Consider the following 23,188-nt stretch of genomic DNA (forward strand, 5'->3'; position numbering starts at 1 on the left):
TAACCCGAACCCCCGCATGCCGGGGGTTTTTTATCTTTGATGGTGGGCCATGGAATCGATAATCCAACAACTTAATCAACTGCGAGCCTCACTGCGCCATCACGAACATCAATATCATGTGCTGGATGCGCCAGAAATTCCCGATGCAGAATATGACCGTCTGATGGGCGAACTGCGGGAGCTGGAAGCGCAACACCCCGAATTGATTACCGCAGATTCTCCTACCCAGCGTGTCGGTGCTGCACCTCTGGATGCCTTTGATCAGGTACGCCACGAAGTCCCTATGCTGTCTCTGGATAACGTATTTGATGAAGAAAGCTATCTGGCTTTCAATAAACGGGTTAATGACCGGCTGAAAATCGCAGAGCCGCTGACCTTTTGCTGTGAGCTAAAATTAGACGGTCTGGCGGTCAGTTTGCTGTATGAGGACGGCGAGTTAGTCCGCGCTGCTACCCGTGGTGATGGTACGACCGGTGAGAATATTACCGCCAACGTTCGCACTATTCGCGCGATTCCTTTGCGTTTGCACGGTGACAATATTCCGCGTCGCGTGGAAGTCCGTGGCGAAGTCTTTATGCCGCAGGCGGGTTTTGAACAACTGAACGAAGAGGCGCGACGTAAAGGTGGCAAAATTTTTGCCAATCCGCGTAACGCCGCCGCTGGCTCTTTACGGCAGCTCGATCCGCGAATTACGGCCAAACGGCCATTAACCTTTTTCTGTTATGGCGTCGGTTTGATGGACGGCGGCGAACTGCCCCGTAGCCATTTTTCACGCTTGCAGCAGTTTAAAGCCTGGGGTTTGCCGGTCAGCGATCGCGTCAAACTTTGTACCGGGGCTGAACAGGTTATTGATTTTTATCATCAGGTTGAGCAAGATCGTGCCACTCTGGGGTTTGATATCGATGGCGTAGTGATCAAGGTTGACTCGCTGGATTTACAGGAACAACTGGGCTTTGTTGCCAGAGCGCCACGCTGGGCAACCGCGTTTAAATTCCCGGCGCAGGAACAAGTTACTCAGGTCCGCGAAGTGGAGTTTCAGGTTGGCCGCACCGGTGCTATCACGCCGGTAGCTCGTCTGGAGCCGGTGCAGGTGGCGGGGGTGATTGTTAGCAATGCGACCTTGCATAATGCAGATGAAATTGAGCGTCTGGGTCTGCGTATTGGCGATACCGTTATTGTGCGTCGCGCCGGTGATGTTATTCCGCAGGTAGTCGGCGTGGTGCTGGATGAACGGCCAGCCAATGCGCGGGAAGTGATATTCCCCGATCGTTGCCCGGTATGTGGCTCTGATGTCGAACGCGTTGAAGGTGAAGCCGTGGCGCGTTGCACCGGCGGTTTGTTCTGCGCCGCGCAGCGTAAAGAAGCGCTGAAGCACTTCGTTTCTCGTCGCGCGTTAGACGTAGACGGTATGGGCGATAAAATTATCGAACAATTGGTGGAGAAAGAATATGTCACCAATCCAGCCGATTTGTTTACGCTGACGGCCGGAAAACTGACCGGTTTGGATCGTATGGGGCCAAAATCGGCACAGAATCTGGTCGCCGCCTTGGAAAAAGCCAAGGAAACTACCTTTGCCCGCTTCCTCTATGCATTAGGGATTCGTGAGGTTGGTGAAGCAACTGCTGCCAATCTGGCCGCGCACTTCCGCACGTTGGATAATCTGCGTTCAGCGGATGTTGAAGCGCTGAAAGCCGTACCGGACGTGGGTGAAGTGGTCGCTAAACACGTGCTGAATTTCCTATCGGAAGAACATAACCAGCAGGTTATCTTTCAGCTTGAACACGTGGTGCGCTGGCCGGAGCCACAGCGGATTATTGCGGAAGAGATCGACAGTCCTTTTGCTGGAAAAACCGTGGTATTGACCGGCTCTCTGAATATTCTTTCCAGAGATGAAGCCAAGGATCGCCTTACCGCGTTAGGCGCGAAAGTTAGCGGCAGCGTGTCGAAGAAAACCGATTTGGTGATAGCCGGTGAAGCCGCGGGCTCAAAGCTGGCAAAAGCGCAGGAATTGGGCATTAAGGTGATCGATGAAGCCGAGATGATCCGTTTGCTGGGCGAATCAGAATAAACCTGAAACCCGCCGTTGCCGCGGTGGGTTTGGCCTGAATGGCTGAGAGGTGTGGAGTAGGGTGTGGAAAAAGAAAACCTGATTGAAATAGCCAATACCCGTATGCCTTTTGGCAAATACCAAGGGCGAGTTTTGATCGATTTACCGGAAGAATACCTATTGTGGTTTGCCCGTAAAGGAGAGTTTCCTCAGGGTAAATTGGGCATGCTGATGGAGCTCACGATGACGATCAAAATGGAAGGGCTAGAAGGCCTGGTTAAACCTCTTAAAAAAGACTGACATACCATGATGGCGACACTATTTTTGCTTCAGTGCTCGCCATCATTAATTCATCTATCTTATCCAACCCATTAAGAAATAAACGTTAATCTGACTCTGCTCCGTCGGGCGATTAATATCGTCTCCAGCCGTTGGGCTGTTGTCGGGGCTGTCTGATTGCTGCGTGTTTTCCGCTTCTTTAGCCTGAATCCGGGCGACTTCGGCCTGCAATGTCTTAATTTTATTTGGAATCAGCTGTTGCTGCTTTTACTTTTCATCGGCGCTGAGATCCGAATCTTTAATGGTACTGAGCTTTTCCGTTAACGTCCGAATTAGCTAAGTTGGCGCTTTTGCCTGTGAGGTATTGCGGTTATCGCTGGAACTGGCGATGGCAGAGGCGGCTGAGATGGTATTCGACATTTCTATTCTTCAAAACAGATAGGGAATAAGGCTTATTAGGGTTTCTGTCTTTAACGGTTGACGCGGCTTTTACACAATCCTTTCACTGACTGAACGCTGGCTTATCACACGGTATTATTGGGTTATATTTGATACCAGAGAATTGAACGTGCAAAAGGGCGGGTAGATGAGCGCGGGGAAAATCCCATAAAGCTGCAGAGTCCAAACGCAATAAAACCAGCCATAAGCTGGTTTACGCGTAAATGGGTGGAAGCGGGCTAATACGGCAGCCAGTCGAATTAAGCCTTAGACATAGATATTAATCTGATTGCCAGCGCGATTTTGCCCATCGTCAGCGCCGACGCGGGTTTTGTTGACGCTATCTACTGCGGTCAGGGCGGGTTTGTTACTCTGCGCATGGGTTGTTTTGATGGCGAGCAGATCGTCCTTACCCTTTTCTGCCTCTTTGGCCTGAATTCTGGCAATTTCTGCATAGAGGGCTTTGATCTGGTTGGAAATCAACTGCTGTTGCTTTTGTATTTCCTCTTTCGATAAGCCGGAGTCTTTTAGCTCGGACAATTTCTCCGTCAGATCCTGTATTTGCTGGTGCAGCGCTTTGATCTGAGATTGGGTGTCGCTACCGGTACCTGAGGTGCTCGCCTTGTTATGTTGGGCTATTTGCGGTAACGGGGCTGCTGTAGTAATAGTATTGGACATCCTTTTCTCCTAATAATCATGTGGGGATTAAGAGGTTTATCGGCATAATCAGCTGATTCTTTAGTCAGTTGTCGGATATTCATATAGCTTGAGACTGGCCGCTGTAGACCAAACGCAGTTTAGGCCAGAGGCTTAGCCAACCTTTATCGGTTACTCGCTGATGAAAGGTCGCCAGATCGCCGTTTTTATCATTGAAAGTAATCGTTGAGGTAAACAAAGCCTGTAAACCCAGAGGCGCAATCAAAGTGAGGCTATCATCCGCTTCCAGCCGCACTCCGATAGCGGTTTCGACCTCGACCCAATAGCTGATTGCGTCCGCGGTGTTCAAATAAGGGGGACGGTTGCTGCGCAAGTGCATACGCGCCTGATTTTTTACCGACCACGGCAGCGGAGATTGCATCAGAAGCTGCGCTTCTAACTCTTTATCGCGCTGTGGGTGAATGTTATCGCGGTCAAAGTAGACCAGATCGATATCATTCAGCGCAGTGCTGTCGGCATAATCCTGCAGCCGGTCCCATACCAGATTACGCACAAAACCGGCAGCCAAACACCATTGGCTTAATCCTAATTGACGGGCATGACGTAGGGCTTCCATGCGTTGGCTATCGGACTGTATCCACTCAATAATTTGCTGTTGCTGAGGCATAGAAATCCAAACTGATTTATCTGATGAATAAGCGAGAAATAGCATGCCAGCCCGGAAGGGCGAATAGGTAGCGACCGGATCAGTTGTTTTTTGAATAGCAGAAAGCAAAAGACCGGCCATAGGCCGGTCTTTTAAATGGTGGTGGAGCTAGACGGGATCGAACCGTCGACCTCTTGCATGCCATGCAAGCGCTCTCCCAGCTGAGCTATAGCCCCACAAATGTGGTGTAGTACTGGAATTTATACTGAAAATTATTTGTACCGCCAATCAACCTTAATTGCATTCAATCAAGCGAAGTTTGGTGGAGCTAGACGGGATCGAACCGTCGACCTCTTGCATGCCATGCAAGCGCTCTCCCAGCTGAGCTATAGCCCCAATGTACACATAATAAATCGTGTGAACGGGGCGCATGATATGAAACCGCAGAAACAGTGTCAACGGCTAATTCCATTTCTGTGTTTAAGCGCTGAAAAAGCCGCCAAATCAGCATAAAAAGCACAGAATAATGGATGACGTATCACAGCTTTCACTTTTATAAAGATGAAAAAAAGCGGCCAATTCAGGCCGCTGTGAGACTCGAAAAAACGAAAGTCTTACTGTTGCGCTTCGCGTTGAGCGATAAATGCCAGCGCTTTATCGATACGAGATAGCGAACGTGACTGACCGATAGCATAAACGGTGACGTCCATGCCTGGGGACTGACCTGCACCAGTCACGGCTACACGCAGTGGCATACCGACTTTGCCCATACCTACGCCGAGGTCGTCTGCGGTGCTCTGAATCGCATGATGAACGTTTTCAGCTGTCCAATCGGTAATGGCAGCCAGTTTAGCGCGTACCGCTTCCAATGGCTGACGAGCAACTGGACGCAGGTGTTTTTTAGCCGCATCTGCGTCAAACTCGTCAAACTCTTCATAGAAATAGCGGCAGGATTCGGCCATTTCTTTCAGTGTCTTGCAGCGTTCGCCCAGCAATTTAACGATTTCAACCAACTCAGGGCCGTTGCGGGTATCAAAACCTTGCTGTTCGATATGCCAAGCCAGATGGACTGCCACCTGCTCCGGCGGCAGAGTATTAATGTAATGATGGTTCAGCCACTGTAGTTTTTCCGTATTGAAGGCGCTGGCGGACTTACTGATGGCATCCAGAGTGAAGAGTTCTTTCATTTCTTCAACGGAGAAAATTTCCTGATCGCCATGAGACCAGCCCAAGCGAACCAGATAGTTCAGCAAGGCTTCTGGCAGATAGCCATCATCGCGGTACTGCATAACGCCCACCGCGCCGTGGCGTTTGGACAGTTTTTTACCGTCGTCGCCCAGAATCATGGAAACGTGAGCATAAACTGGAACCGGAGCGCCCAGCGCTTTCAGAATGTTGATCTGGCGTGGTGTATTGTTGATATGGTCTTCACCTCGGATAACGTGGGTGATTTCCATATCCCAGTCATCAATAACAACGCAGAAGTTATAGGTCGGAGAACCATCGGTACGGCGAATGATTAGATCATCCAGTTCCTGGTTGCTGAATTCGATTGGCCCGCGGATTTTGTCATCAAAGATAACGGAACCTTCCTGCGGGTTACGGAAACGCACCACGCATGGCTCATCGGCGCTGTGGGTGCAATGGCTGTCGCGGCAGTGGCCGTCGTAGCGAGGTTTTTCGCCGTTAGCCATTTGGGTTTCACGCAGTTCGTCCAGACGCTCTCTGGAGCAGTAGCAGCGGTAGGCGGTGCCGTTTTCCAGCATTTGATCGATTACCGCGTTGTAGCGGTCAAAACGTTTAGTCTGGAAGTATGGGCCTTCATCCCAATCCAGGTTCAACCAGTTCATCCCGTCCATAATGGCGTCAATGGCTTCCTGAGTAGAGCGCTCCAGATCGGTGTCTTCTATACGCAATACAAATTCACCACCTAAATGACGAGTGAATAACCAGGAATACAAGGCGGTACGTGCGCCACCTACGTGGAGGTAGCCGGTAGGACTGGGTGCAAAACGGGTTTTGATTTTCATTGGGATCAAGTGCCTTATTACGCTACGCCTGTCGGCAGAGGCCGACGATTGCTCGGAATTTGAAAAAAGTAGGCCACATTCTATCACTCTGCCCCAATTCCTCAACGCCGTTCCGGAGTAGACTGATAGTATTCGTGGTGTTTATGGCTAAAGAAACGTCAACGTTGGTGATAAATATCGCATCCTGTTTAAAATTGCGGCGAACGATTGTTTTCGTTCTAAAAAGCGTTGACTCACTTCGAACTATCCCTATAATGCGACTCCAACAACACGGCGGGGCGATTAGCTCAGTTGGTAGAGCATCTCCTTTACACGGAGGGGGTCATCAGTTCGAATCTGGTATCGCCCACCAAACTCGACGTGTTAGCAGTAAGAAATAGAATGAGATAGATGAGGGCGATTAGCTCAGTTGGTAGAGCATCTCCTTTACACGGAGGGGGTCATCAGTTCGAATCTGGTATCGCCCACCACTCATCACTCATTGAGTTGTTCAGCAGTACCGTTGTAAGTAAGAAGTGGGCGATTAGCTCAGTTGGTAGAGCATCTCCTTTACACGGAGGGGGTCATCAGTTCGAATCTGGTATCGCCCACCACTTCTTAAGACTTCGGGTCGTTAGCTCAGTTGGTAGAGCAGTTGACTTTTAATCAATTGGTCGCAGGTTCGAATCCCGCACGACCCACCATCTCCTTCTCGCATCAGTAAACTCCCCAAAAAAATAACATACTGCACGATTCGTGTGGGTGAGACCTGCGTTCAGGCTCGAGCCAAGCAAAGCACGCACCATTCCTATTTCCATTTTATCTCCGTCAAATTTCCCTAAAACCGCGGTTTTCAGCCATAACGCTTTTGCCTAGGTTCACTTATTGCGCTTCGTATCCTCTAAATAGCTTGCTGAAAAAACCTCGCTTATACGGGTAAATAGATTATTTCATGCGTATAAAGCCAGCAGAGAGGCTGACACAGCGTAGGTTAACGAGGAGTACGGAAATAAGCCGAGCTTTCTCATAAGGCGCAGGGAGCAGTAAGGGCGCTTAATTCAATTTAGGGGAAGTGCTGTGGCGTAGGATGTTACGGCTGCTGGGCGGCTGATAAGATGGCTGGGAAAAACGGCGTGACATGTTACTGATGACTGAAAGATTGAAGAAACTGTGGGCATAAAAAAAGGCGCTGCAGCGCCTTTTTCATCAACCGACTTAGATTAAAGCACCAGACCAGCAATAGAGGCGGACAGCACGCTAACCAGCGTTGAGCCGTACAGCAGTTTCAAGCCGAAGCGTGAAACCACGTTGCCCTGATGCTCATTCAGCCCTTTAATCGCACCGGCAACAATACCGATGGATGAAAAGTTAGCGAAAGAAACCAGGAATACGGACAGGATACCGACGCTGCGCGGAGACAGTTCGGAAGCCACTTTTTGTAAGTCCATCATGGCAACAAATTCGTTAGAAACCAATTTGGTTGCCATGATACTACCGACCTGCAGCGCTTCATGAGTTGGGACGCCCATAACCCAGGCAAACGGGAAGAAGACGTAACCCAGAATACCCTGGAAGCTAATACCAAATGCGAAGGTGAACAGGGCGTTAACTGCAGCGATCAGCGCGATAAAACCAATCAGCATAGCGGCAACGATAATCGCAACCTTGAAACCGGCCAGGATGTATTCACCCAGCATTTCAAAGAAGCTTTGGCCTTCATGCAGCGTACCCAGTTGTAGCTCTTCTTCTTCGCCCACTTTGTATGGGTTAATCAGTGACAGCACGATAAAGGTACTGAACATGTTGAGTACCAGCGCGGCGACAACAAATTTAGCATCCAGCATCGACATATAAGCACCAACGATCGACATGGAAACCGTCGACATCGCAGTGGCAGCCATGGTGTACATGCGTTTTTCAGACATCTTGCCTAAAATGTCTTTATAGGCGATAAAGTTTTCTGATTGACCAAGGATCAGCGAGCTGACGGCGTTGAAAGATTCCAGCTTACCCATGCCGTTCACTTTAGAAAGCAGGGTACCGATCAGACGAATAACCACAGGCAACACTTTGATATGTTGCAAAATACCGATCAACGCGGAAATGAAGACGATAGGGCAAAGCACTCTCAGGAAGAAGAAGGCCAGACCTTTGTCACCCATATTGCCGAAAACAAAATCGGTACCGGTCGCGGCGAATCCGAGTAATTTGTCGAAGAAGGCGGCGAATCCTTTCACAAAACCCAGGCCCACTTCCGAATGAAGGAAGAAGTATGCCAATAGCACTTCAATAACCAATAACTGAATGACAAACCGAATGCGGATGCTCTTGCGGTCTTTACAAATTAGCAGAGCCAAAATGGCTACGACGACCAAGGCCAACGCAAACTGCAGAATATGGGACATGTGTGCTCCAAACTTGAGGCAGGCTAGATTTCGGAGGTCATTTTATGTAACGCCAACATTAAAAACGAGACATTGATTGCAAATATAAAAAGTCACCTGAGTATTTGCAATTAAATTAATAGGTTTCGTCACAAAACGACGCATGTTAAAAATTTTCTTTATTTGTAGCGTGATGGTGCTAATTTGTTGAGAGTTCTTGCGCAAAAAGCCGCAGGGTTTAGTGAATACAAGCACAGATTTCCAGAAAGTAAAACCCGGCTATTGAAACAGCGATCTTGGCGGGTGGTTATTCAGAAAGATTGGCTATCAGAGAGATAAGTTTTACCAATGCAAATGCGCTTGATAATTATTATCATTTAGATAATATGAGATAGACATAATATCTCTAAGGGCAAAATTGATATGATGAATAGCCGCGCTACCGCTTCAGAGGGTCGTACATCAAGGAAGGTGAAGCTTTCCTTGATGGGGCCAGCATTTATCGCGGCTATCGGTTACATCGATCCCGGTAATTTTGCTACCAATATTCAGGCCGGAGCCTCATTCGGTTACACCCTGCTTTGGGTCGTGGTGTGGGCCAATCTGATGGCAATGCTGATCCAACTCCTCTCCGCAAAACTCGGAATTGCTACCGGTAAAAATTTGGCGGAACATATTCGAGATCGTTTTCCGCGTCCTGCTGTCTGGGCTTATTGGGTTCAGGCAGAAATTATCGCTATGGCAACAGATTTAGCCGAATTTATTGGGGCGGCTATAGGATTTAAATTATTGCTCGGGGTGACGTTATTAGAAGGCGCCATACTCACCGGTATTGCCACTTTCCTCATTCTGATGCTACAAAATCGCGGACAAAAACCCTTGGAGCTGGTCATTGGTGGCCTGCTGGTGTTTGTCGCCGCTGCTTATATTGTCGAACTGATCTTTTCCCAACCTGAAGTTAGCGCCTTGACGAAGGGAATGCTGATTCCCAATTTACCAAACGGCGATGCCGTATTTTTAGCCGCTGGAGTCCTGGGGGCGACGATTATGCCACACGTTATTTATCTTCATTCCTCCCTGACGCAAACCGGTGGAAAGGAATCAAAAGCCGATCGTTATGCCTCGACCAAACTAGACGTAGCCACCGCCATGACGATCGCAGGCTTCGTGAATTTAGCCATGATGGCAACGGCGGCAGCCGCTTTTCATTTTAACGGTTATGGCAGTATCGCCGAAATTGAACAGGCTTATCTCACGCTGCAACCTTTATTGGGTCACGGGGCGGCGACAATCTTCGGTCTGAGTCTGGTTGCCGCCGGGTTGTCGTCTACCGTGGTAGGCACGTTGGCGGGACAGGTAGTGATGCAAGGCTTCGTCCGTTTCTATATTCCGATTTGGATACGCCGCTGTATCACTATGTTGCCATCATTTGTGGTGATTATGATGGGAATGGATGCAACCCGAATATTGGTGATGAGCCAGGTTTTGCTGAGTTTTGGCATTGCGTTGGCGCTAGTGCCTCTGCTGTCCTTTACTGGCAATCGGGAATTAATGGGAGAAATGGTTAATTCCCGTTTGGTTCAGAACATTGGGAAACTGATCGTCGTGGTTGTGGTGGGGCTAAATCTATATTTACTCATTAGTCTGGCTTAATAAAATTCGGATAACCGGCGGATTGTTAGTGAATACCGCCGGTATTGTTTTTAATCATCGTGGTCGTGATGATGGTGGCGACCATGATGTTTATTCTGTTGTTTTTTGTACTTTTTATACGCGTGCTTATCGTATTTCCAATAACGCCCATCGTGGTAATAGTAGTTTTTCTTCCACCAGTCCTTATCTCGCCAGCGATGGCCGTCCCAGTAATGGCCGCGTCGACTGCGTTCACCTACATCCTGCCCCTGATGCCCTTGCCACCATTGACGATCGCGCCAGTCATAACCATCCCAGTAGTTCCCATTTCTATCCTGTTCGCCGATCTGTAAAGAGACGCCAGGAAGGAGATTGATACTGACGGCCTGCGCCTGCTGTGCCAAAGGTAATGTAGCCAGCACGACAATCAGCAATAGGGGTTTTAACACGATAATTTCCTTCTTTATCTGTCGGTTGTGATAAAAACTGAGCCGACAGCGAGTCACGCAATATTAAGATATTAATAAAATAAATAGAATCTAGCGTTCAGATAAAACTGGAAAACAATGCTTTAGGAATTATCTGCCTGTTCATCATAAAGATGAAGGAGGGCGGATAATTCGCCCTCTGGTGATGTGTAAAGTGGGAAAGCGATTACAGCAGGATGGATTCTATACGCGCTATCTCCTCAACACTAAAGTGAGTATTAGTCAGGGCAGTTACCGCATCCTCAATTTGTGCCGTTTTACTGGCGCCAATCAGCGCGGAGGTCACTTTGCCCTCACGCAGCACCCAAGCCACCGCCATTTGCGATAACTTTTGCCCGCGATCCGCTGCTAGATCGTTGAGTTGGCGTACTTTTGCCAGTTTTTCCTCGGTAATTTGCGCTGGATTAAGGAATTTACTGCCGCTGGCAGCACGGGAATCCTGAGGAATGCCGTTGAGATAGCGATCTGTCAGCAGCCCGCCCGCCAGCGGTGAAAAGGCGATGGAGCCGACGCCAAATTCTGTCAGGACATCCTGCAAACCGTCCTCGATCCAGCGTTCGAACATAGAATATTTTGGCTGATGAATCAGGCAAGGCGTACCAAGGGCTTGCAGAATAGTCAAAGCCTGCTGCGCCTGTTCTGCGGGGTAGTTGGATAGCCCGATATACAGCGCCTTACCCTGTCGTACCAGCAAATCCAGCGCTTTCATTGTCTCCTCTAAAGGCGTCTGCGGATCGGGTCGATGGTGGTAGAAAATATCCACATAGTCTAATCCCATGCGCCGCAAGCTCTGATTCAGGCTGGCCACCAGATACTTCTTCGAACCCCAGTCGCCATAAGGGCCGGGCCACATGGTGTAACCCGCTTTAGAGGAGATAATCAGCTCATCACGATAAGGCTGCAGATCTTGCTGCAAGATTCGGCCAAAATTCTCTTCGGCTGAACCTGGCGGCGGCCCGTAATTATTCGCCAAATCGAAATGGGTAATCCCATGATCGAAGGCACAGTGAATCAGATTTCGGCTGTTTTCAAACAGTGTTGCATCGCCGAAGTTATGCCATAAGCCGAGAGAAATAGCCGATAGTTTTAAACCGCTGTGACCACAGCGCCGATACTCCATGTCTTGATAGCGGATAGGGTTAGCTTGGTAAACCATGACAATCCTTAAGAGGAATAGGGCAGATAAATGAGTGTAAGCCTTTTCACTCATTCGGTTCGCCAGCGGGATCACAAGGCCCATAAAGTCACGAAATATTTACAGTGCAGGATTGCTATTAATTCTAACGCATTAGATAAATTTAATTATTAGCTAATACTTTGCTTATGAACTTTTTATATGTTGGTTTTTTTCCTAAGGATCACGCGCGCTATGAAAAGTAGTGTTTATAAAGTTGCCGATTATTTGCTGGATCGCTTGGCGCAAATTGGAATCAAACACCTGTTTGGCGTGCCGGGGGATTACAATCTCCAGTTTTTGGATCATGTCATCGCTCACCCGCAGATTGACTGGGTGGGATGTGCGAACGAACTCAATGCGGCCTATGCTGCAGATGGTTATGCGCGTACTCAGCCTGCTGCCGCGTTGCTCACCACCATGGGCGTGGGCGAATTAAGCGCTATCAACGGCATTGCGGGGAGTTTTGCCGAATTCTTGCCGGTGATCCACATCGTCGGGATGCCGGCACAGCACTCCCAGCAAAAGAAAGAGCTGATACACCACTCTCTCGGTGATGGTGATTTTAGCCACTTTTCGACTATGGCTGAAATGGTTAGCTGCGCTCAGGCCAATCTCACGTTGACCAACGCTGCCAGCGAAATAGATAGAGTAGTGGCAGCTGCGCTTGCTCAACGCAAACCGGTTTATTTACAACTTCCTTCCGATGTGGCAGAGATGCCGATCGACGCCAAACCCAATTCGCTGGCGTTTCAACAAGCGCCGTACTCATCTCAGTCATTGCGGGATTTTATCGACGCGGCGAGAGAGTCACTTGCTTCAGCTCGCCATGTGGCTGTATTGGCAGATTTTTTAGTGGATCGCTTTGGCGCTACCCAGCAATTAAGAAATTGGCTAAGCCAAACTCATTTACCCTATGCGACATTACTGATGGGGAAAGGTATTGTAGATGAATCTCGCGCAGAGTTTATTGGTACTTACAGCGCAGCACCCAGTGATGAGCGGATTAGATTAACGATTGAAGGAGCGGATGTAGTTATTACCGTTGGCGTATGGTTTGTCGACACCATAACCGCCGGATTTAGTCAGCAAATTTGTACGGAAAGACGCATTGATATCTGCCCTTTCGAAGCCAAAGTGGGTTCGCGTGTATTTAGCCAAATCCCGATGACTATAGCCATTGATGCGCTGGCAAAACTGAGCCTGGAATTACAGCATGAATGGATACAGCCCGATGTTTACCATTGCCCGTTGCCGCCTTCTTTAGCACAACATCTGGATCAGCAAACATTTTGGTATCACATTCAGACGTTTTTGCGGCCCTTTGATATTGTGCTGGCCGATCAGGGTACGGCTTGCTTTGGTGCCGCAGCTCTGAGATTGCCCAAGGATGCGATATTTATTACCCAATCGCTGTGGGGCTCCATCGGATTTAGCTTGCCGGCGGCCTATGGCGTGCAAACCGGCAATCCGCAGCGTCGAGTCATTTTACTGATTGGGGACGGTGCCGCTCAGTTAAGCATTCAGGAACTGGGATCAATGCTGCGGGATGGGTTAAAACCCATTATTCTCTTGTTGAATAACAATGGCTACACCGTAGAAAGAGCTATTCACGGCGAAAATCAACCCTATAACGATATATCTACATGGAATTGGACTCAGTTACCGCAGGCGTTTGGGGCGGGTAGCGAAGTCATATCCCTGAAAGTGAGTGAGCCAGAGCAATTACATAAAGCATTGCAATTGGCTGATCAAAACTCGCAGCTAGTATTTATCGAAGTTGTTCTACCGCAGATGGATATATCACCACTGCTGAGGAAAGTTACGGAATCTCTGCGAAACAGAAACGCCTCAACTTGATATCCGTGGTGATTGGCTGCCCGTAAGCTGTTCTAACAGCCAGAAACCGGCTGGTCCCGGCGGGTTTTTTTTCGACCATACCGCATCCAGAGAAATCATTTTTGGCCAACCAACCGCAGAGAGCTCAACCAATTGATTACGGCTGAATTGTTTCACCATCCAACGTGGCAGGATTGCCCAGCCAAAGCCCTGCTCCGCCATTTCTAACAGCATTAAATAGCTTGGCGCTGACCAAACCGGCCCTTGAGCCGTATTTTTATCTGTTTGCGCATAGGTGTTCAGACGCAGTTGCCGCACGGTGGCCAGTTGTTCAGGTTGGATTTGTTGGCACTGAGCTAGCGGATGATTCTGTTGGACAAACAGCGCCATACAGGACTGTTCTGGCAGAAGGCTGACGCCAATATCTGGCGGGTAATCTTTTTGGACTTCAACCATACCCAAATGAGCGCGACCATCTTGCAGTAACCCAATAACATCATCGGCCTCAGCAATCATGCATTCGAATTCAATATCAGGATAGCGCTGCTCAAAACGTTGCATTAGAGCTTCGTGGTGAGTGGGTTGATATATATCTGAGAGTACAAAACTAAGACGAGGCTCTACTTTATCCGCCAAGCGAATAGAAAGATGATCCAAACGCTCGCTGGCAGCCAAAATTTCCTGAACCTGCGCCAGAACGCGACGCCCGTGAGCCGTGAGCACCGGCTGGCGTGCTTGCCGATCGAACAAGACTAACCCCAAATCTGCTTCCAAATTGGCAATTGCAGTGCTGATGGTGGACTGACTTTTACGCAGTTTACGAGCGGCAGCAGAAAAAGATCCCTGAGATGCGGCTTCGACGAATGCAATTAACGCTTCCGGTGAATAGTGCATTATCTATCTACTTAATCGATGGCTTCTATTTTTAATCTATCCCAAAAAGCGATGATAATCACTCGGTAGTTTTTAATTCATCAAAAAAACAGGTCGATTTTATGCAAGCTAATCGTAAATCATTCGTTGAACGTATTATTCACGCCGTGGGGTTCGAAGTTATCGCCGTCGGCATTTGTGCGCCGCTGGGCGCTTGGTTATTAAACCGTTCGGTTCTGCAAATCGGGACATTAGCGGTAATGCTATCGACGGTCGCCATGCTGTGGAACATCATCTATAACAGTATCTTTGACCGAATCTGGCCTGTGAGCCGCGTAGCAAAGACGCTGGCGGTGCGTATCTGGCACGCTTTTGGTTTTGAGGCCGGGTTTGTATTGATCGGCGTGCCTATTGCGGCCTGGCTGCTGGGGATTTCCTGGGGACAGGCTTTTATGCTGGAGATCGGCTTCTTCCTGTTTTTCCTACCTTACACCATGGCATATAACTGGCTTTACGACACGCTGAGAGCGCGAGTGATTGCTTCTCGTCATCAGGCAAAAGAAAAAACGGCTGCGTGTCAGAGTAACGGTCAGGATTAAGGGGCGTAAAATGCGGGAAGCAAATGCGAAATTATGCGGTGTTTCTCCATGCTGAAACGTTTTTTTGTGATCCGTATCGCTAAAGACGCGGTGTTTAGCCCGTGGTGATTGTTGTTTTTCTGCCGTGATTTTACAGTAGGTGCAGTTAACTCAATTAGTTAAATATCCATTTAACGGAGAAGTATTTGATGACGACCTATGCTTTGGTGGGTGATGTTGGCGGGACTAATGCCCGTTTGGCGCTGTGCGCTGTAGCAACGGGCGAAATATCTCAGGCGAAAACCTATTCAGGGCTTGAATTTGACAGTCTCGAAGAAGTTATCCGCCAGTATCTGGCGGAGCATAATGTTGCGGTAGAAGACGCCTGTCTTGCCATTGCTTGCCCGATTACCGGTGATTGGGTGGCCATGACAAATCATACCTGGGCGTTTTCCATTGCCGAAATGCAAAGAAATCTTGATCTGAGTAAGCTGGAAATTATCAATGATTTTACTGCGGTATCAATGGCGATACCTATGCTTTCACCGCAGGATGTTATCCAGTTCGGTGGCAAAGATAAGCAGCCGGGCAAACCGGTAGCGGTATACGGCGCGGGAACAGGCTTAGGTGTGGCTCATTTGGTTCATGTCGATCGCCGTTGGTTGAGCCTGCCGGGAGAAGGCGGCCATGTGGATTTTGCGCCAAACAGCGAAGAAGAAGATTGCATTTTGGCGGTATTGCGGAAGGAATTAGGGCATGTTTCCGTTGAACGCGTGCTTTCCGGGCCGGGTTTGGTGAATTTATATCGCGGAATCGTGATTTCTGACCATCGTGTGCCGGAAAATCTGGCTCCGAAGGATGTCACCGAACGAGCGCTGGCAGATAGCTGTACCGATTGTCGCCGGGCGCTGTCGCTATTTTGCGTGATTATGGGACGTTTTGGCGGCAATCTGGCGCTGAATCTCAGCACCTTTGGCGGCGTTTATATTGCCGGAGGCATAGTTCCACGTTTTATGGAGTTCTTTAAAGCGTCGGGATTCCGCGGAGCGTTTGAAGATAAGGGGCGCTTTAAAGATTTTCTCGTCGATATACCGGTTTATATGATCACCCATCAACAGCCGGGCTTGCTAGGCGCCGGTGCCTATTTGCGCCAGACATTAGGTATGGAACTGTAGTTACATTAACAAACGCCTATTATTTGAAAGGTTAATAAGGCGTTTTTTTTAAAGTTCTGTTTAGCCATATTTTGGATAATGACGGTAACTGTAAAATTTTTTGCAGCTGCCGGTCTAGTTGCTGGCATTAATAACAGGAACTTTATCCATGACAATAAGTAACATAAATACCAGCAGCCCCTCCCCTCTAATGAATCTCCCGACAAAAAATAACTTATATAAAAGGATAGAAACGTTAGGTCAGGAAGTGAAGAAAATTAAAAATGAGTTGTCTACTATTAAAGTGCAGATTAATGAGGGGAAAAGGGCGATTAGGAGTAACAATATCCTGCTAAAAAGCCTCACGGGTATTTCAAACAAGCATGGCGATGATGTGAATGTGCGCTTGAAAAACGGCAGTGTAAAGTTCGGCCAAGGTAGCAATTTTTTGAAAAACTTTGTTTCTGGTAGCCGTTATCAAGCTGAGCGACAAGAAGCCGCTAAATATTTTGGCGCGGAGGGATGCGAAGTCTCTGCTGCTGATGGTATCTCTAAGCTTAACCAAAAAATTAATATTATAAAAAGTGCGCTGCTTGGGCTGGAAGAGAATAAAGGATTACAGGAGGCCAAACTTGAAGGAGTCAATGATAAGAAGCATCGGGTAGATCAACAATTACAACAAATTGTTGCGGCTGAGGCTAAGGTAAGAAAAGCCGATGAAGCTAATCAAAAAATCCGTAATGACTTTTCTATGGTTTATCAAAGTAATGCAGGCTGTAAGGCTTTAAATGTTGAGGCTCGCTACCAGTTCGGCCAAGGGCGCTCGCCCGGTAGTCTAAGCGGTAGTAAAGTCATTGCCGAGTATGAAAGAGTGCATGGTGATAATATCTTCGGCCGAGGCAACAAAAATCTTAAAACTACACTCAAATTTAATTGTTCGGATTTGGCTCAATTAGTCAAAACTGGAGCCAAAGCGTGGTATACGCCAACTAGCAAAAATATTATTACGCATCGTGGACAAGGAATAACCAGCGCAGGGATTAATAAATTAATTAGCCAATTCAATAGCGATAAAACTCAAAATCAAACCACTACTTATTCACTAGGGCAGTTCTTTTCTACCTCCGGTGATAAAAAGGTCGCACAAGATTTTGCCAACCGTAGCCAGGATAGTGAAAGAGTGATGTTTGAAGTTAAGGGCAACAGTGGTAGGGGCATTTTTGTATCCGGTGGTTTAGCATTCGAGAATAACGAGCACGAAGTATTGTATTCGCCATTAGCAAATTTCAAAGTGACGTCTATTACGCAAAATAATATGGGTACTTATCACGTTAAACTTAGCGAAGTTGAGCAAAATAAAAAAGCGAGATTATTACCTTACTAAGTTTGTCACTGATCAACGCTCTGATTCTGATAAACCCAAATGCCTACCAACTCTTAGGCTTTTCGCCAAGTATTGGTAGGCATTGATTTGGTCTCACTTAATTCTTATCAACCTATCAACCTATTAAGCATGGCTGCTGGCGGTAATACCCGTCGGTTCTTCTTTTGGCTCTTCCATCTGTTTTGCCGAACCTTTCGGTGGTTTGATAATGAGAGTTAACAGTAGGGAAAGCACTGACATCACGGCAATCACGATAAAGGTGGCGTGGAATCCACCCAGACGGGCGGCGATAAATGAACCCGCCAGCGCCCCTAAACCAAAGCCTTGGTAGATAATGCCATAGTTTTTACTGTGGTTTTTCAGTCCGAAGAAGTCACCGACAATGGCCGGGAATACGGTGATATTGCCGCCGAAACAGAAGGCAATGGCACCTACGCACAGGAAGAAGAGGGCGTGAGTCAAAGGAACGAAGCTTAGAACGCAAACTGCCAGCGTAGTGACTAACAAAGTGAAGGTAATCACTCGCATACGCCCGACTTTATCAGACAGCGCGCCCAGAATAATGCGGCCAGCGGTGTTGAAAATAGCGATGGCAGATACGGTATTAGCCGCGGTGGCTAAATCCATTCCCGCTAATTCGACGCCCAAATCCTTCACGATACCAATCAGATACAATCCACTCATACATGCGGTGAAGAAGATGATGAACAGGAAATAAGATTCTTTCACTGCCAGCATTTCTTTTACGCTGAAATCACGGCCATTCTGGCTGGCTTGCTGCATATTGGTTGGTTGTGGAGCGCTGACTTTTTCTTTCAGCAACAGGGAGCCTACGCCGACCAGAGCCATCACGATAAGACCCCAGTAGAAGAAGGCCAGAGAGACGCCCTGATTGGCAATCAGGCTGGCATTGACGTATTTGAATAGCAGGCTACCGGTACCGAATGCGCCAACGGAAATACCGGCTATCAGGCCCTTACGCTCAGGGAACCATTTAATTAGATTAGAAAGTGTTGTGATATATGCGGTGCCATCGGCAAAACCGACGACGACACCAGCCAGAAGATAAATCATGCCAAGGGAAGTGGCGAAGGAGCTGGCTATCAGCCCCAAACCCAGAATCAGGCCGGATATCAAAGTCAGATTGCGAATGCCGAAACGTTCCTGCAAGCGACCTGCAAATAGCGTGGCAATAGCCAAAGAGAAACTGGTGATTGAAAAGGTGGTGGCAACTGCGCCGAGTGACCAACTGAATTTTTCACCCAGCGGCTGGTTGAATAGGCTCCATGTATAAATAGTGCCCAAACCCATTTGGACAATGATAGTACCTACAACGATTAGCCAACGATTTACCGGTTTGCTGCTCATGCCGGACTCCTTAACATCAATACAACCTGGCCCGAATAATTCGGTCTGCCATAAAATTACGAGCTGATGATTGACGAAGGATTTGGATGTTAAGTCACTATCAGCCCGCCCAATGAAGCCAGTATACGGGCGGGTTTACCATGAAAGATCAAATGAGGAATGAGCTGCATTCAGCACGGAATGAAATGCATCTATAGGCGCATCAACTGCCTGAACTCTTTTACCTTGCTGCGGCTGACGGGCACTTCAAAATCCAAATCACTGAGACGCAGGATGTAAGTATTGTTAAACCAGGGCACGATTTCGCGAATTTTGGACAGGTTAACGCAGTAAGAACGGTGGCAGCGGAAGAAGTACTCCTCTGGCAGTCGGCTGAAGAATTCAGTGATATTCATCGGCATGATGAACTCTTCCCGGCGGGTGTAAACCAGAGTCACTTTTTCCTGCGCTGCGGCGTAATAAATATCGTTGATATCCGTCACTATGATGCGTTCGTCTTTCATCAGATTGATGGTATGAGCGCTGCGCGGTGCCAGACCGGTGGGTTGCTCGTTTTCCTGACGGTTACGCTTATGCAGCGCTTCCAGTTTTTGCAGCATGGTGACAATTCGGGATTCGTGATATGGCTTGAGAATATAATCAAATGCTTCTATTTCAAAAGCTTCCACCGCGTGCTCTTTATAGGCAGTGATAAAGATAATATGCGGTTTATGGGTAAATTTGCTGATATTTTGTGCCAGCAGCACGCCATCCAACGACGGAATGTTTATATCCAGAAAAATAGCATCAACCTGATGATTTTGGAGATATTTTAATACATCTAATCCGTCATCAAAGGTTGCTTCTATGGTGATACCACTGTGCTGGCGAATGAGATAGCTCAGTTCTTCCTGAGCAAGAAACTCATCTTCCACAATAATGGCTTTCATGAATATTGCTCCGGGTAGACTGGCGGTGAAGTTGAATTATGCATGAACTTTTCCGCCATTTTTGCTGATAAAGAATGAAATCTCGGTGCCTGGCTCTAAACGTCGAATTTGTAAGCCTGCACCGTATAACAATTGCACACGGTGATGCACATTCAGTAGGCCTATTTTGTTACCTGGCATTTCATTATTGGCCACCCTGTCTATGGTCTCCTGATTAATGCCATTACCGGTGTCTTTAACTGAAATTTTAATTTGATCTCCATGATCTTTCACTGCAATAACGACCACGCCTTTGCCTTTGCAAGGCTGAATTCCATGCACAATGGCGTTTTCCACCAGAGGTTGAATTAACAGGCTGGGAATTCGCAGTGAAATATCATCGTCGATATCATAAATAACCGTCAGTTTGCTGCCGAAACGAGCCTGTTCAATAGCAATATAATCCTGTATCTGATGTAGCTCTTTGCGAATATCTATCTGTTCGTCATTCAGTTCGAGGTTATAACGCAAATAACGAGACAGATTGATGATCAACTGTCGAGCGGTATCTGGATTGATCCGAATCGAGGAGGAGATAGCATTCAGCGCATTAAACAGGAAGTGAGGATTGATTTTACTTTGCAATGCGCGCATTTCTGCTTTATTTGCCATTTCCTTCAGCTGTTCAATACGTGAGACTTCCATTTGCGTAGAGATAATTTGCGATAGGCCGACCGCCATCACTTTCAGTGAATAGGTAATTTTATGAGCATGGCAGTAATAAATTTTTAGCGATCCGGTTACTTCACCTTTTTCCCACAGAGGGATGATAATCAGCGAATGAATTTGCGGCGTACGGTGAACCTCATCGTTATTACGAATAGTAATTTTGCCACGCTGAATGCTCTCCTTAGTGATATCGCTAATAATTTCGTGTCCAATATCATAGGTCTCGGCACCGACGCCAACGTAGGCCAGAATATTGTGAGTATTGGTAATGGCTACCGCATCTGCTTTTATATCGGTGCGGATAATTTCACACACGGTGCTCAGTGATTCCCCGTTGATATTTCGGAAGTAGGGCAGCGTTTTATTGGCGATATCCAAAGCCAGTTTCGCCTGCCGAGCGGCAATCACCTCTTTTTCATCCTCAACGCTTTGTACCAGCAACACAATCAGGCCGATACACACTGCGCCTAAAATCATCGGAATCGCGATTTTCGATACAATATCGATACCCAGCGCCGTCGGTTTGGCCCATGCCACAACCAAAAGCATAGTGAGCGATTCGCAGATCATGCCGCCGAGAATACCAATGCTCCATTGGCGTTCTTTTTTCACCTTCAAATTGATATAACCAGACATCAACCCGGCAATAATGCTGGTGATAAGACAGGGAACAGAAGTAATGCCATCGATATCAATTAAATAGCGATGGCTACCGGCAATAATACCGGTGATGATGCCGACCCAGGGGCCAAATAGAATACCGCCAGACATTACGGCAATAACCCGAACGTTAACTAGCGATCCTTCGACGTTAATACCTGAGTAGGTACCAAAGATGGCGAACAGAGAGAAAATAGCGGTTACCGCGAGCAGTTCCAGCGGCGTGTGTTTCTCTTTTTGTAGTAGCTGACGGAACAGGCGGGTGCGGGTCAGGAAAAACAGGCAGATCAACATTAGCGCGGCGCGATCAAAAACCGCCAGCAACATTTCAAATATTTGGTGCACAACAGGCTCGTTTGCGGGTGAATATCGGCTCACTATAAGGAAAAACGGCTTTTATCGCTACTTTAACCGTGTTTTTTACCGCAGCAGAACTGAAGCAATTCAGTCGGAAAAACGAGTCTTCCGACTGATCATTATCTGGCGGGAGGATTACTGTTCGAAGCAGAGCTGTTGTTTTCCTAATGGCGTCAAATCTTCAACCGTGGCTCTGCCGATGAAATCGACTTCAAAATCATCAGCGGCGAAATCCGGTGGCGATTTACCGTCGATAAAGCTGGCCAGTTGACGCGGTAAATAAGTGGCATTTTTCTCACACCAGGGAGCCGCAGCGATATACATCACATTACTGTCAAATTCACCGTTGTGTTCATTTTCCACTGAGTGAATAACGTCGCAATGCCAGAACACCGTATCACCAGCCTCTAGATCGGGAATAGGGGAAATGGCTTCGAGTAAAAGAGGATGCCATTGTTCCGATGCTGAAAGCGCTCGACCCGGCATTGCACCGCATAAGTCATCTTCTGCGACATCATCTTGTAACGCGCGCAGCAGAATGTAGGCCATGGCGTTGGCAATCGGGATGACATTCAGCGTGCCTGCATGGGTTCGCTGCGGGGTTAACGCCGTCCACCCCTGAAAGGTTCGGAACATAGAGCACACTGCCGGCGATGGAAGCTCACGTACTTCCGGTCTGCCTTCTGCGGCGAAAGGATCATATTTTTGCCATTCGCCGGAAAATACGTGGCGGTAAACGTGGCGGAAATTTTCATCCAGCCAGCGCTCAATGGAGCCGCCGTCAACGTGAGGCGATAAGCCCAGTGAAGATGAATGCGGCGGCCGGCGGCGGGTGCGGTCGGCGTAAGTGACTACGCGGTCAGGATCAAAGTGATGTTTGCCGTTACTTTCGCTGTGCCATAGGTTATTGAGAAACACCTGAACCGCCTGCATCCGATGATCCTGTCGGGCTTCCACCTGAGGTTTGGACCAATAGATCCCATAAATCTGCGGCTTATTGGCCGCTAAAGTGCCGAAATAATTGTCTTCGGCGGCGTTTTTCAAACGCTCAACAAAGTTGTTTCGCTCTAAATACTGGCCGATTTCCCGATTCCAATTCTCGGCTTTTTCTCGTGGGAATACGCCGTGAATGGCGCAGGTTCCCCGCTGTTTTATCAGTTTTTTTTGTTGCTCGGTCACGCGGTTATGGATGATATCGTCAGCGTGTAAGCGCGGCACCGGGTTTTCGCCCGCAGCTAAACTTTGACGAATAGTGTTTACCTGTTGACGAATGTTTTCCTCAACGGCGAGAAAAACTTGCTGATAATCAGGTAAATCCTGGCGTAGCTGACGTTTGACTAGCTTGATTGCCGCTGGAATATCATCTATTTGTAATGAAGACATATTTTATCTCTCCGACGTACTGAGACAGGGGAAACGGGGCAATAGGTAAATCTGGGAAAAATAAAGCCACCGAGATGTTCTACATTTGTTAAATTCATGTGGCTATTATTTCGGCAAAATAGAGAAGAATAAAGGGATGATGTTAGGAAAAAATCTCCCCTTTATTTTGTGATTTATCCCGACCAAACAGTTGAGAAAATA

General features: G+C 47.8%; 19 protein-coding genes and 6 tRNA genes. 11 read left to right on the forward strand and 14 right to left on the reverse strand.

Annotation, left to right across the window (positions count from 1 at the left end):
* Positions 1-49 precede the first annotated feature (49 nt).
* A complete protein-coding gene (gene ligA, locus PL78_RS16080) occupies positions 50-2,068 on the forward strand; it encodes an NAD-dependent DNA ligase LigA (RefSeq protein ID WP_064517041.1) in 2,019 nt (672 codons plus the stop codon).
* A 63-nt stretch (positions 2,069-2,131) separates the two neighbouring features.
* A complete protein-coding gene (locus PL78_RS16085; protein WP_064517043.1) occupies positions 2,132-2,347 on the forward strand; it encodes a DUF3820 family protein in 216 nt (71 codons plus the stop codon).
* 54 nt (positions 2,348-2,401) lie between these two features.
* Here PL78_RS16085 and PL78_RS21195 read toward each other — a convergent pair whose 3' ends face one another.
* The 6 genes from PL78_RS21195 to gltX form a co-directional block, all read right to left on the reverse strand.
* Positions 2,402-2,557, reverse strand: coding sequence for a hypothetical protein (locus PL78_RS21195; protein ID WP_476726586.1), 156 nt, complete (start codon positions 2,555-2,557; stop codon positions 2,402-2,404).
* Between the two features lie 474 nt (positions 2,558-3,031).
* The gene (locus tag PL78_RS16090) at positions 3,032-3,442 is read right to left on the reverse strand and encodes a FlxA-like family protein (protein WP_064517045.1); all 411 of its coding nucleotides are present in this window, start codon (positions 3,440-3,442) and stop codon (positions 3,032-3,034) included.
* Positions 3,443-3,521: 79 nt separating this feature from the next.
* On the reverse strand, positions 3,522-4,088 hold the full coding sequence (locus tag PL78_RS16095; protein ID WP_064518497.1) for a nucleotidyltransferase family protein: 567 nt from the start codon (positions 4,086-4,088) through the stop codon (positions 3,522-3,524).
* 139 nt (positions 4,089-4,227) lie between these two features.
* Positions 4,228-4,303, reverse strand: a tRNA-Ala gene (locus PL78_RS16100).
* Positions 4,304-4,387: 84 nt separating this feature from the next.
* Positions 4,388-4,463: transfer RNA gene (locus PL78_RS16105), tRNA-Ala, on the reverse strand.
* A gap of 218 nt (positions 4,464-4,681) precedes the next feature.
* On the reverse strand, positions 4,682-6,097 hold the full coding sequence (gltX, locus tag PL78_RS16110; RefSeq protein ID WP_064517047.1) for a glutamate--tRNA ligase: 1,416 nt from the start codon (positions 6,095-6,097) through the stop codon (positions 4,682-4,684).
* Between the two features lie 276 nt (positions 6,098-6,373).
* Here gltX and PL78_RS16115 point away from each other — a divergent pair.
* From PL78_RS16115 to PL78_RS16130, 4 genes are all read left to right on the forward strand, one after another.
* Positions 6,374-6,449 (forward strand) — tRNA-Val (locus PL78_RS16115).
* A gap of 42 nt (positions 6,450-6,491) precedes the next feature.
* A tRNA-Val gene (locus tag PL78_RS16120) sits at positions 6,492-6,567 on the forward strand.
* 47 nt (positions 6,568-6,614) lie between these two features.
* A tRNA-Val gene (locus PL78_RS16125) sits at positions 6,615-6,690 on the forward strand.
* A gap of 14 nt (positions 6,691-6,704) precedes the next feature.
* Positions 6,705-6,780, forward strand: a tRNA-Lys gene (locus PL78_RS16130).
* A gap of 516 nt (positions 6,781-7,296) precedes the next feature.
* On the opposite strand, the gene PL78_RS16135 is transcribed toward PL78_RS16130, so the two are convergent.
* The gene (locus PL78_RS16135; RefSeq protein WP_049596937.1) at positions 7,297-8,481 is read right to left on the reverse strand and encodes a NupC/NupG family nucleoside CNT transporter; all 1,185 of its coding nucleotides are present in this window, start codon (positions 8,479-8,481) and stop codon (positions 7,297-7,299) included.
* Between the two features lie 402 nt (positions 8,482-8,883).
* Between PL78_RS16135 and PL78_RS16140 the strand changes: the two genes are divergently transcribed.
* Positions 8,884-10,113: an Nramp family divalent metal transporter gene (locus tag PL78_RS16140; protein ID WP_064517049.1), complete on the forward strand. Its 1,230-nt coding sequence runs from the start codon at positions 8,884-8,886 to the stop codon at positions 10,111-10,113.
* Between the two features lie 50 nt (positions 10,114-10,163).
* On the opposite strand, the gene PL78_RS16145 is transcribed toward PL78_RS16140, so the two are convergent.
* Both PL78_RS16145 and mgrA read right to left on the reverse strand, forming a co-directional pair.
* Complete coding sequence (locus PL78_RS16145) at positions 10,164-10,541, reverse strand: DUF2502 domain-containing protein (RefSeq protein ID WP_064517050.1); 378 nt, start codon at positions 10,539-10,541, stop codon at positions 10,164-10,166.
* A gap of 205 nt (positions 10,542-10,746) precedes the next feature.
* Positions 10,747-11,736 carry an L-glyceraldehyde 3-phosphate reductase gene (gene mgrA / locus PL78_RS16150; protein WP_064517052.1) on the reverse strand — a complete coding sequence of 330 codons (990 nt, stop codon included), beginning with the start codon at positions 11,734-11,736 and terminating at the stop codon, positions 10,747-10,749.
* 213 nt (positions 11,737-11,949) lie between these two features.
* Here mgrA and PL78_RS16155 point away from each other — a divergent pair, with 213 nt between their 5' ends.
* Positions 11,950-13,614, forward strand: a complete 1,665-nt coding sequence (locus PL78_RS16155; RefSeq protein WP_064517054.1) for an alpha-keto acid decarboxylase family protein — start codon at positions 11,950-11,952, stop codon at positions 13,612-13,614.
* Here the strand turns inward: PL78_RS16155 and PL78_RS16160 are convergent.
* Positions 13,606-14,487, reverse strand: coding sequence for a LysR family transcriptional regulator (locus PL78_RS16160; protein WP_064517056.1), 882 nt, complete (start codon positions 14,485-14,487; stop codon positions 13,606-13,608). The two genes, PL78_RS16155 and PL78_RS16160, sit on opposite strands and share 9 nt — an antisense overlap.
* A 101-nt stretch (positions 14,488-14,588) precedes the next feature.
* Between PL78_RS16160 and PL78_RS16165 the strand changes: the two genes are divergently transcribed.
* The 3 genes from PL78_RS16165 (at position 14,589) to PL78_RS16175 (ending at position 17,582) form a co-directional block, all read left to right on the forward strand.
* Positions 14,589-15,065 (forward strand): multidrug/biocide efflux PACE transporter, encoded by a 477-nt coding sequence (locus tag PL78_RS16165; protein ID WP_064517058.1) that lies wholly within the window; start codon positions 14,589-14,591, stop codon positions 15,063-15,065.
* 188 nt (positions 15,066-15,253) lie between these two features.
* The gene (gene glk / locus PL78_RS16170; protein ID WP_064517060.1) at positions 15,254-16,219 is read left to right on the forward strand and encodes a glucokinase; all 966 of its coding nucleotides are present in this window, start codon (positions 15,254-15,256) and stop codon (positions 16,217-16,219) included.
* Positions 16,220-16,367: 148 nt separating this feature from the next.
* Complete coding sequence (locus PL78_RS16175; RefSeq protein ID WP_162493039.1) at positions 16,368-17,582, forward strand: ADP-ribosyltransferase domain-containing protein; 1,215 nt, start codon at positions 16,368-16,370, stop codon at positions 17,580-17,582.
* 123 nt (positions 17,583-17,705) lie between these two features.
* Here the strand turns inward: PL78_RS16175 and PL78_RS16180 are convergent, their stop codons facing one another.
* From PL78_RS16180 to PL78_RS16195, 4 genes are all read right to left on the reverse strand, one after another.
* Positions 17,706-18,950: an L-lactate MFS transporter gene (locus PL78_RS16180; RefSeq protein ID WP_064517062.1), complete on the reverse strand. Its 1,245-nt coding sequence runs from the start codon at positions 18,948-18,950 to the stop codon at positions 17,706-17,708.
* A 191-nt stretch (positions 18,951-19,141) separates the two neighbouring features.
* Positions 19,142-19,879: a LytR/AlgR family response regulator transcription factor gene (locus PL78_RS16185; protein ID WP_064517064.1), complete on the reverse strand. Its 738-nt coding sequence runs from the start codon at positions 19,877-19,879 to the stop codon at positions 19,142-19,144.
* A gap of 36 nt (positions 19,880-19,915) precedes the next feature.
* A complete protein-coding gene (locus PL78_RS16190) occupies positions 19,916-21,592 on the reverse strand; it encodes a sensor histidine kinase (RefSeq protein WP_064517066.1) in 1,677 nt (558 codons plus the stop codon).
* Between the two features lie 147 nt (positions 21,593-21,739).
* Positions 21,740-22,987 carry a DUF1479 domain-containing protein gene (locus PL78_RS16195; RefSeq protein ID WP_064517068.1) on the reverse strand — a complete coding sequence of 416 codons (1,248 nt, stop codon included), beginning with the start codon at positions 22,985-22,987 and terminating at the stop codon, positions 21,740-21,742.
* Between the last annotated feature and the right edge of the window lie 201 nt (positions 22,988-23,188).

The sequence above is a fragment of the Yersinia entomophaga genome (genome assembly GCF_001656035.1).
Classification (GTDB): Bacteria; Pseudomonadota; Gammaproteobacteria; order Enterobacterales; family Enterobacteriaceae; genus Yersinia; species Yersinia entomophaga.

Coding starts and splice junctions, on each gene's coding strand:
- ligA (WP_064517041.1), top strand. CDS start 50: ATGGAATCGATAATCCAACAACTTAATCAACTGCGAGCCTCACTGCGC.
- PL78_RS16090 (WP_064517045.1), bottom strand. CDS start 3,442: ATGTCCAATACTATTACTACAGCAGCCCCGTTACCGCAAATAGCCCAA.
- PL78_RS16095 (WP_064518497.1), bottom strand. CDS start 4,088: ATGCCTCAGCAACAGCAAATTATTGAGTGGATACAGTCCGATAGCCAA.
- gltX (WP_064517047.1), bottom strand. CDS start 6,097: ATGAAAATCAAAACCCGTTTTGCACCCAGTCCTACCGGCTACCTCCAC.
- PL78_RS16135 (WP_049596937.1), bottom strand. CDS start 8,481: ATGTCCCATATTCTGCAGTTTGCGTTGGCCTTGGTCGTCGTAGCCATT.
- PL78_RS16140 (WP_064517049.1), top strand. CDS start 8,884: ATGATGAATAGCCGCGCTACCGCTTCAGAGGGTCGTACATCAAGGAAG.
- mgrA (WP_064517052.1), bottom strand. CDS start 11,736: ATGGTTTACCAAGCTAACCCTATCCGCTATCAAGACATGGAGTATCGG.
- PL78_RS16155 (WP_064517054.1), top strand. CDS start 11,950: ATGAAAAGTAGTGTTTATAAAGTTGCCGATTATTTGCTGGATCGCTTG.
- PL78_RS16160 (WP_064517056.1), bottom strand. CDS start 14,487: ATGCACTATTCACCGGAAGCGTTAATTGCATTCGTCGAAGCCGCATCT.
- PL78_RS16165 (WP_064517058.1), top strand. CDS start 14,589: ATGCAAGCTAATCGTAAATCATTCGTTGAACGTATTATTCACGCCGTG.
- glk (WP_064517060.1), top strand. CDS start 15,254: ATGACGACCTATGCTTTGGTGGGTGATGTTGGCGGGACTAATGCCCGT.
- PL78_RS16175 (WP_162493039.1), top strand. CDS start 16,368: ATGACAATAAGTAACATAAATACCAGCAGCCCCTCCCCTCTAATGAAT.
- PL78_RS16180 (WP_064517062.1), bottom strand. CDS start 18,950: ATGAGCAGCAAACCGGTAAATCGTTGGCTAATCGTTGTAGGTACTATC.
- PL78_RS16185 (WP_064517064.1), bottom strand. CDS start 19,879: ATGAAAGCCATTATTGTGGAAGATGAGTTTCTTGCTCAGGAAGAACTG.
- PL78_RS16195 (WP_064517068.1), bottom strand. CDS start 22,987: ATGTCTTCATTACAAATAGATGATATTCCAGCGGCAATCAAGCTAGTC.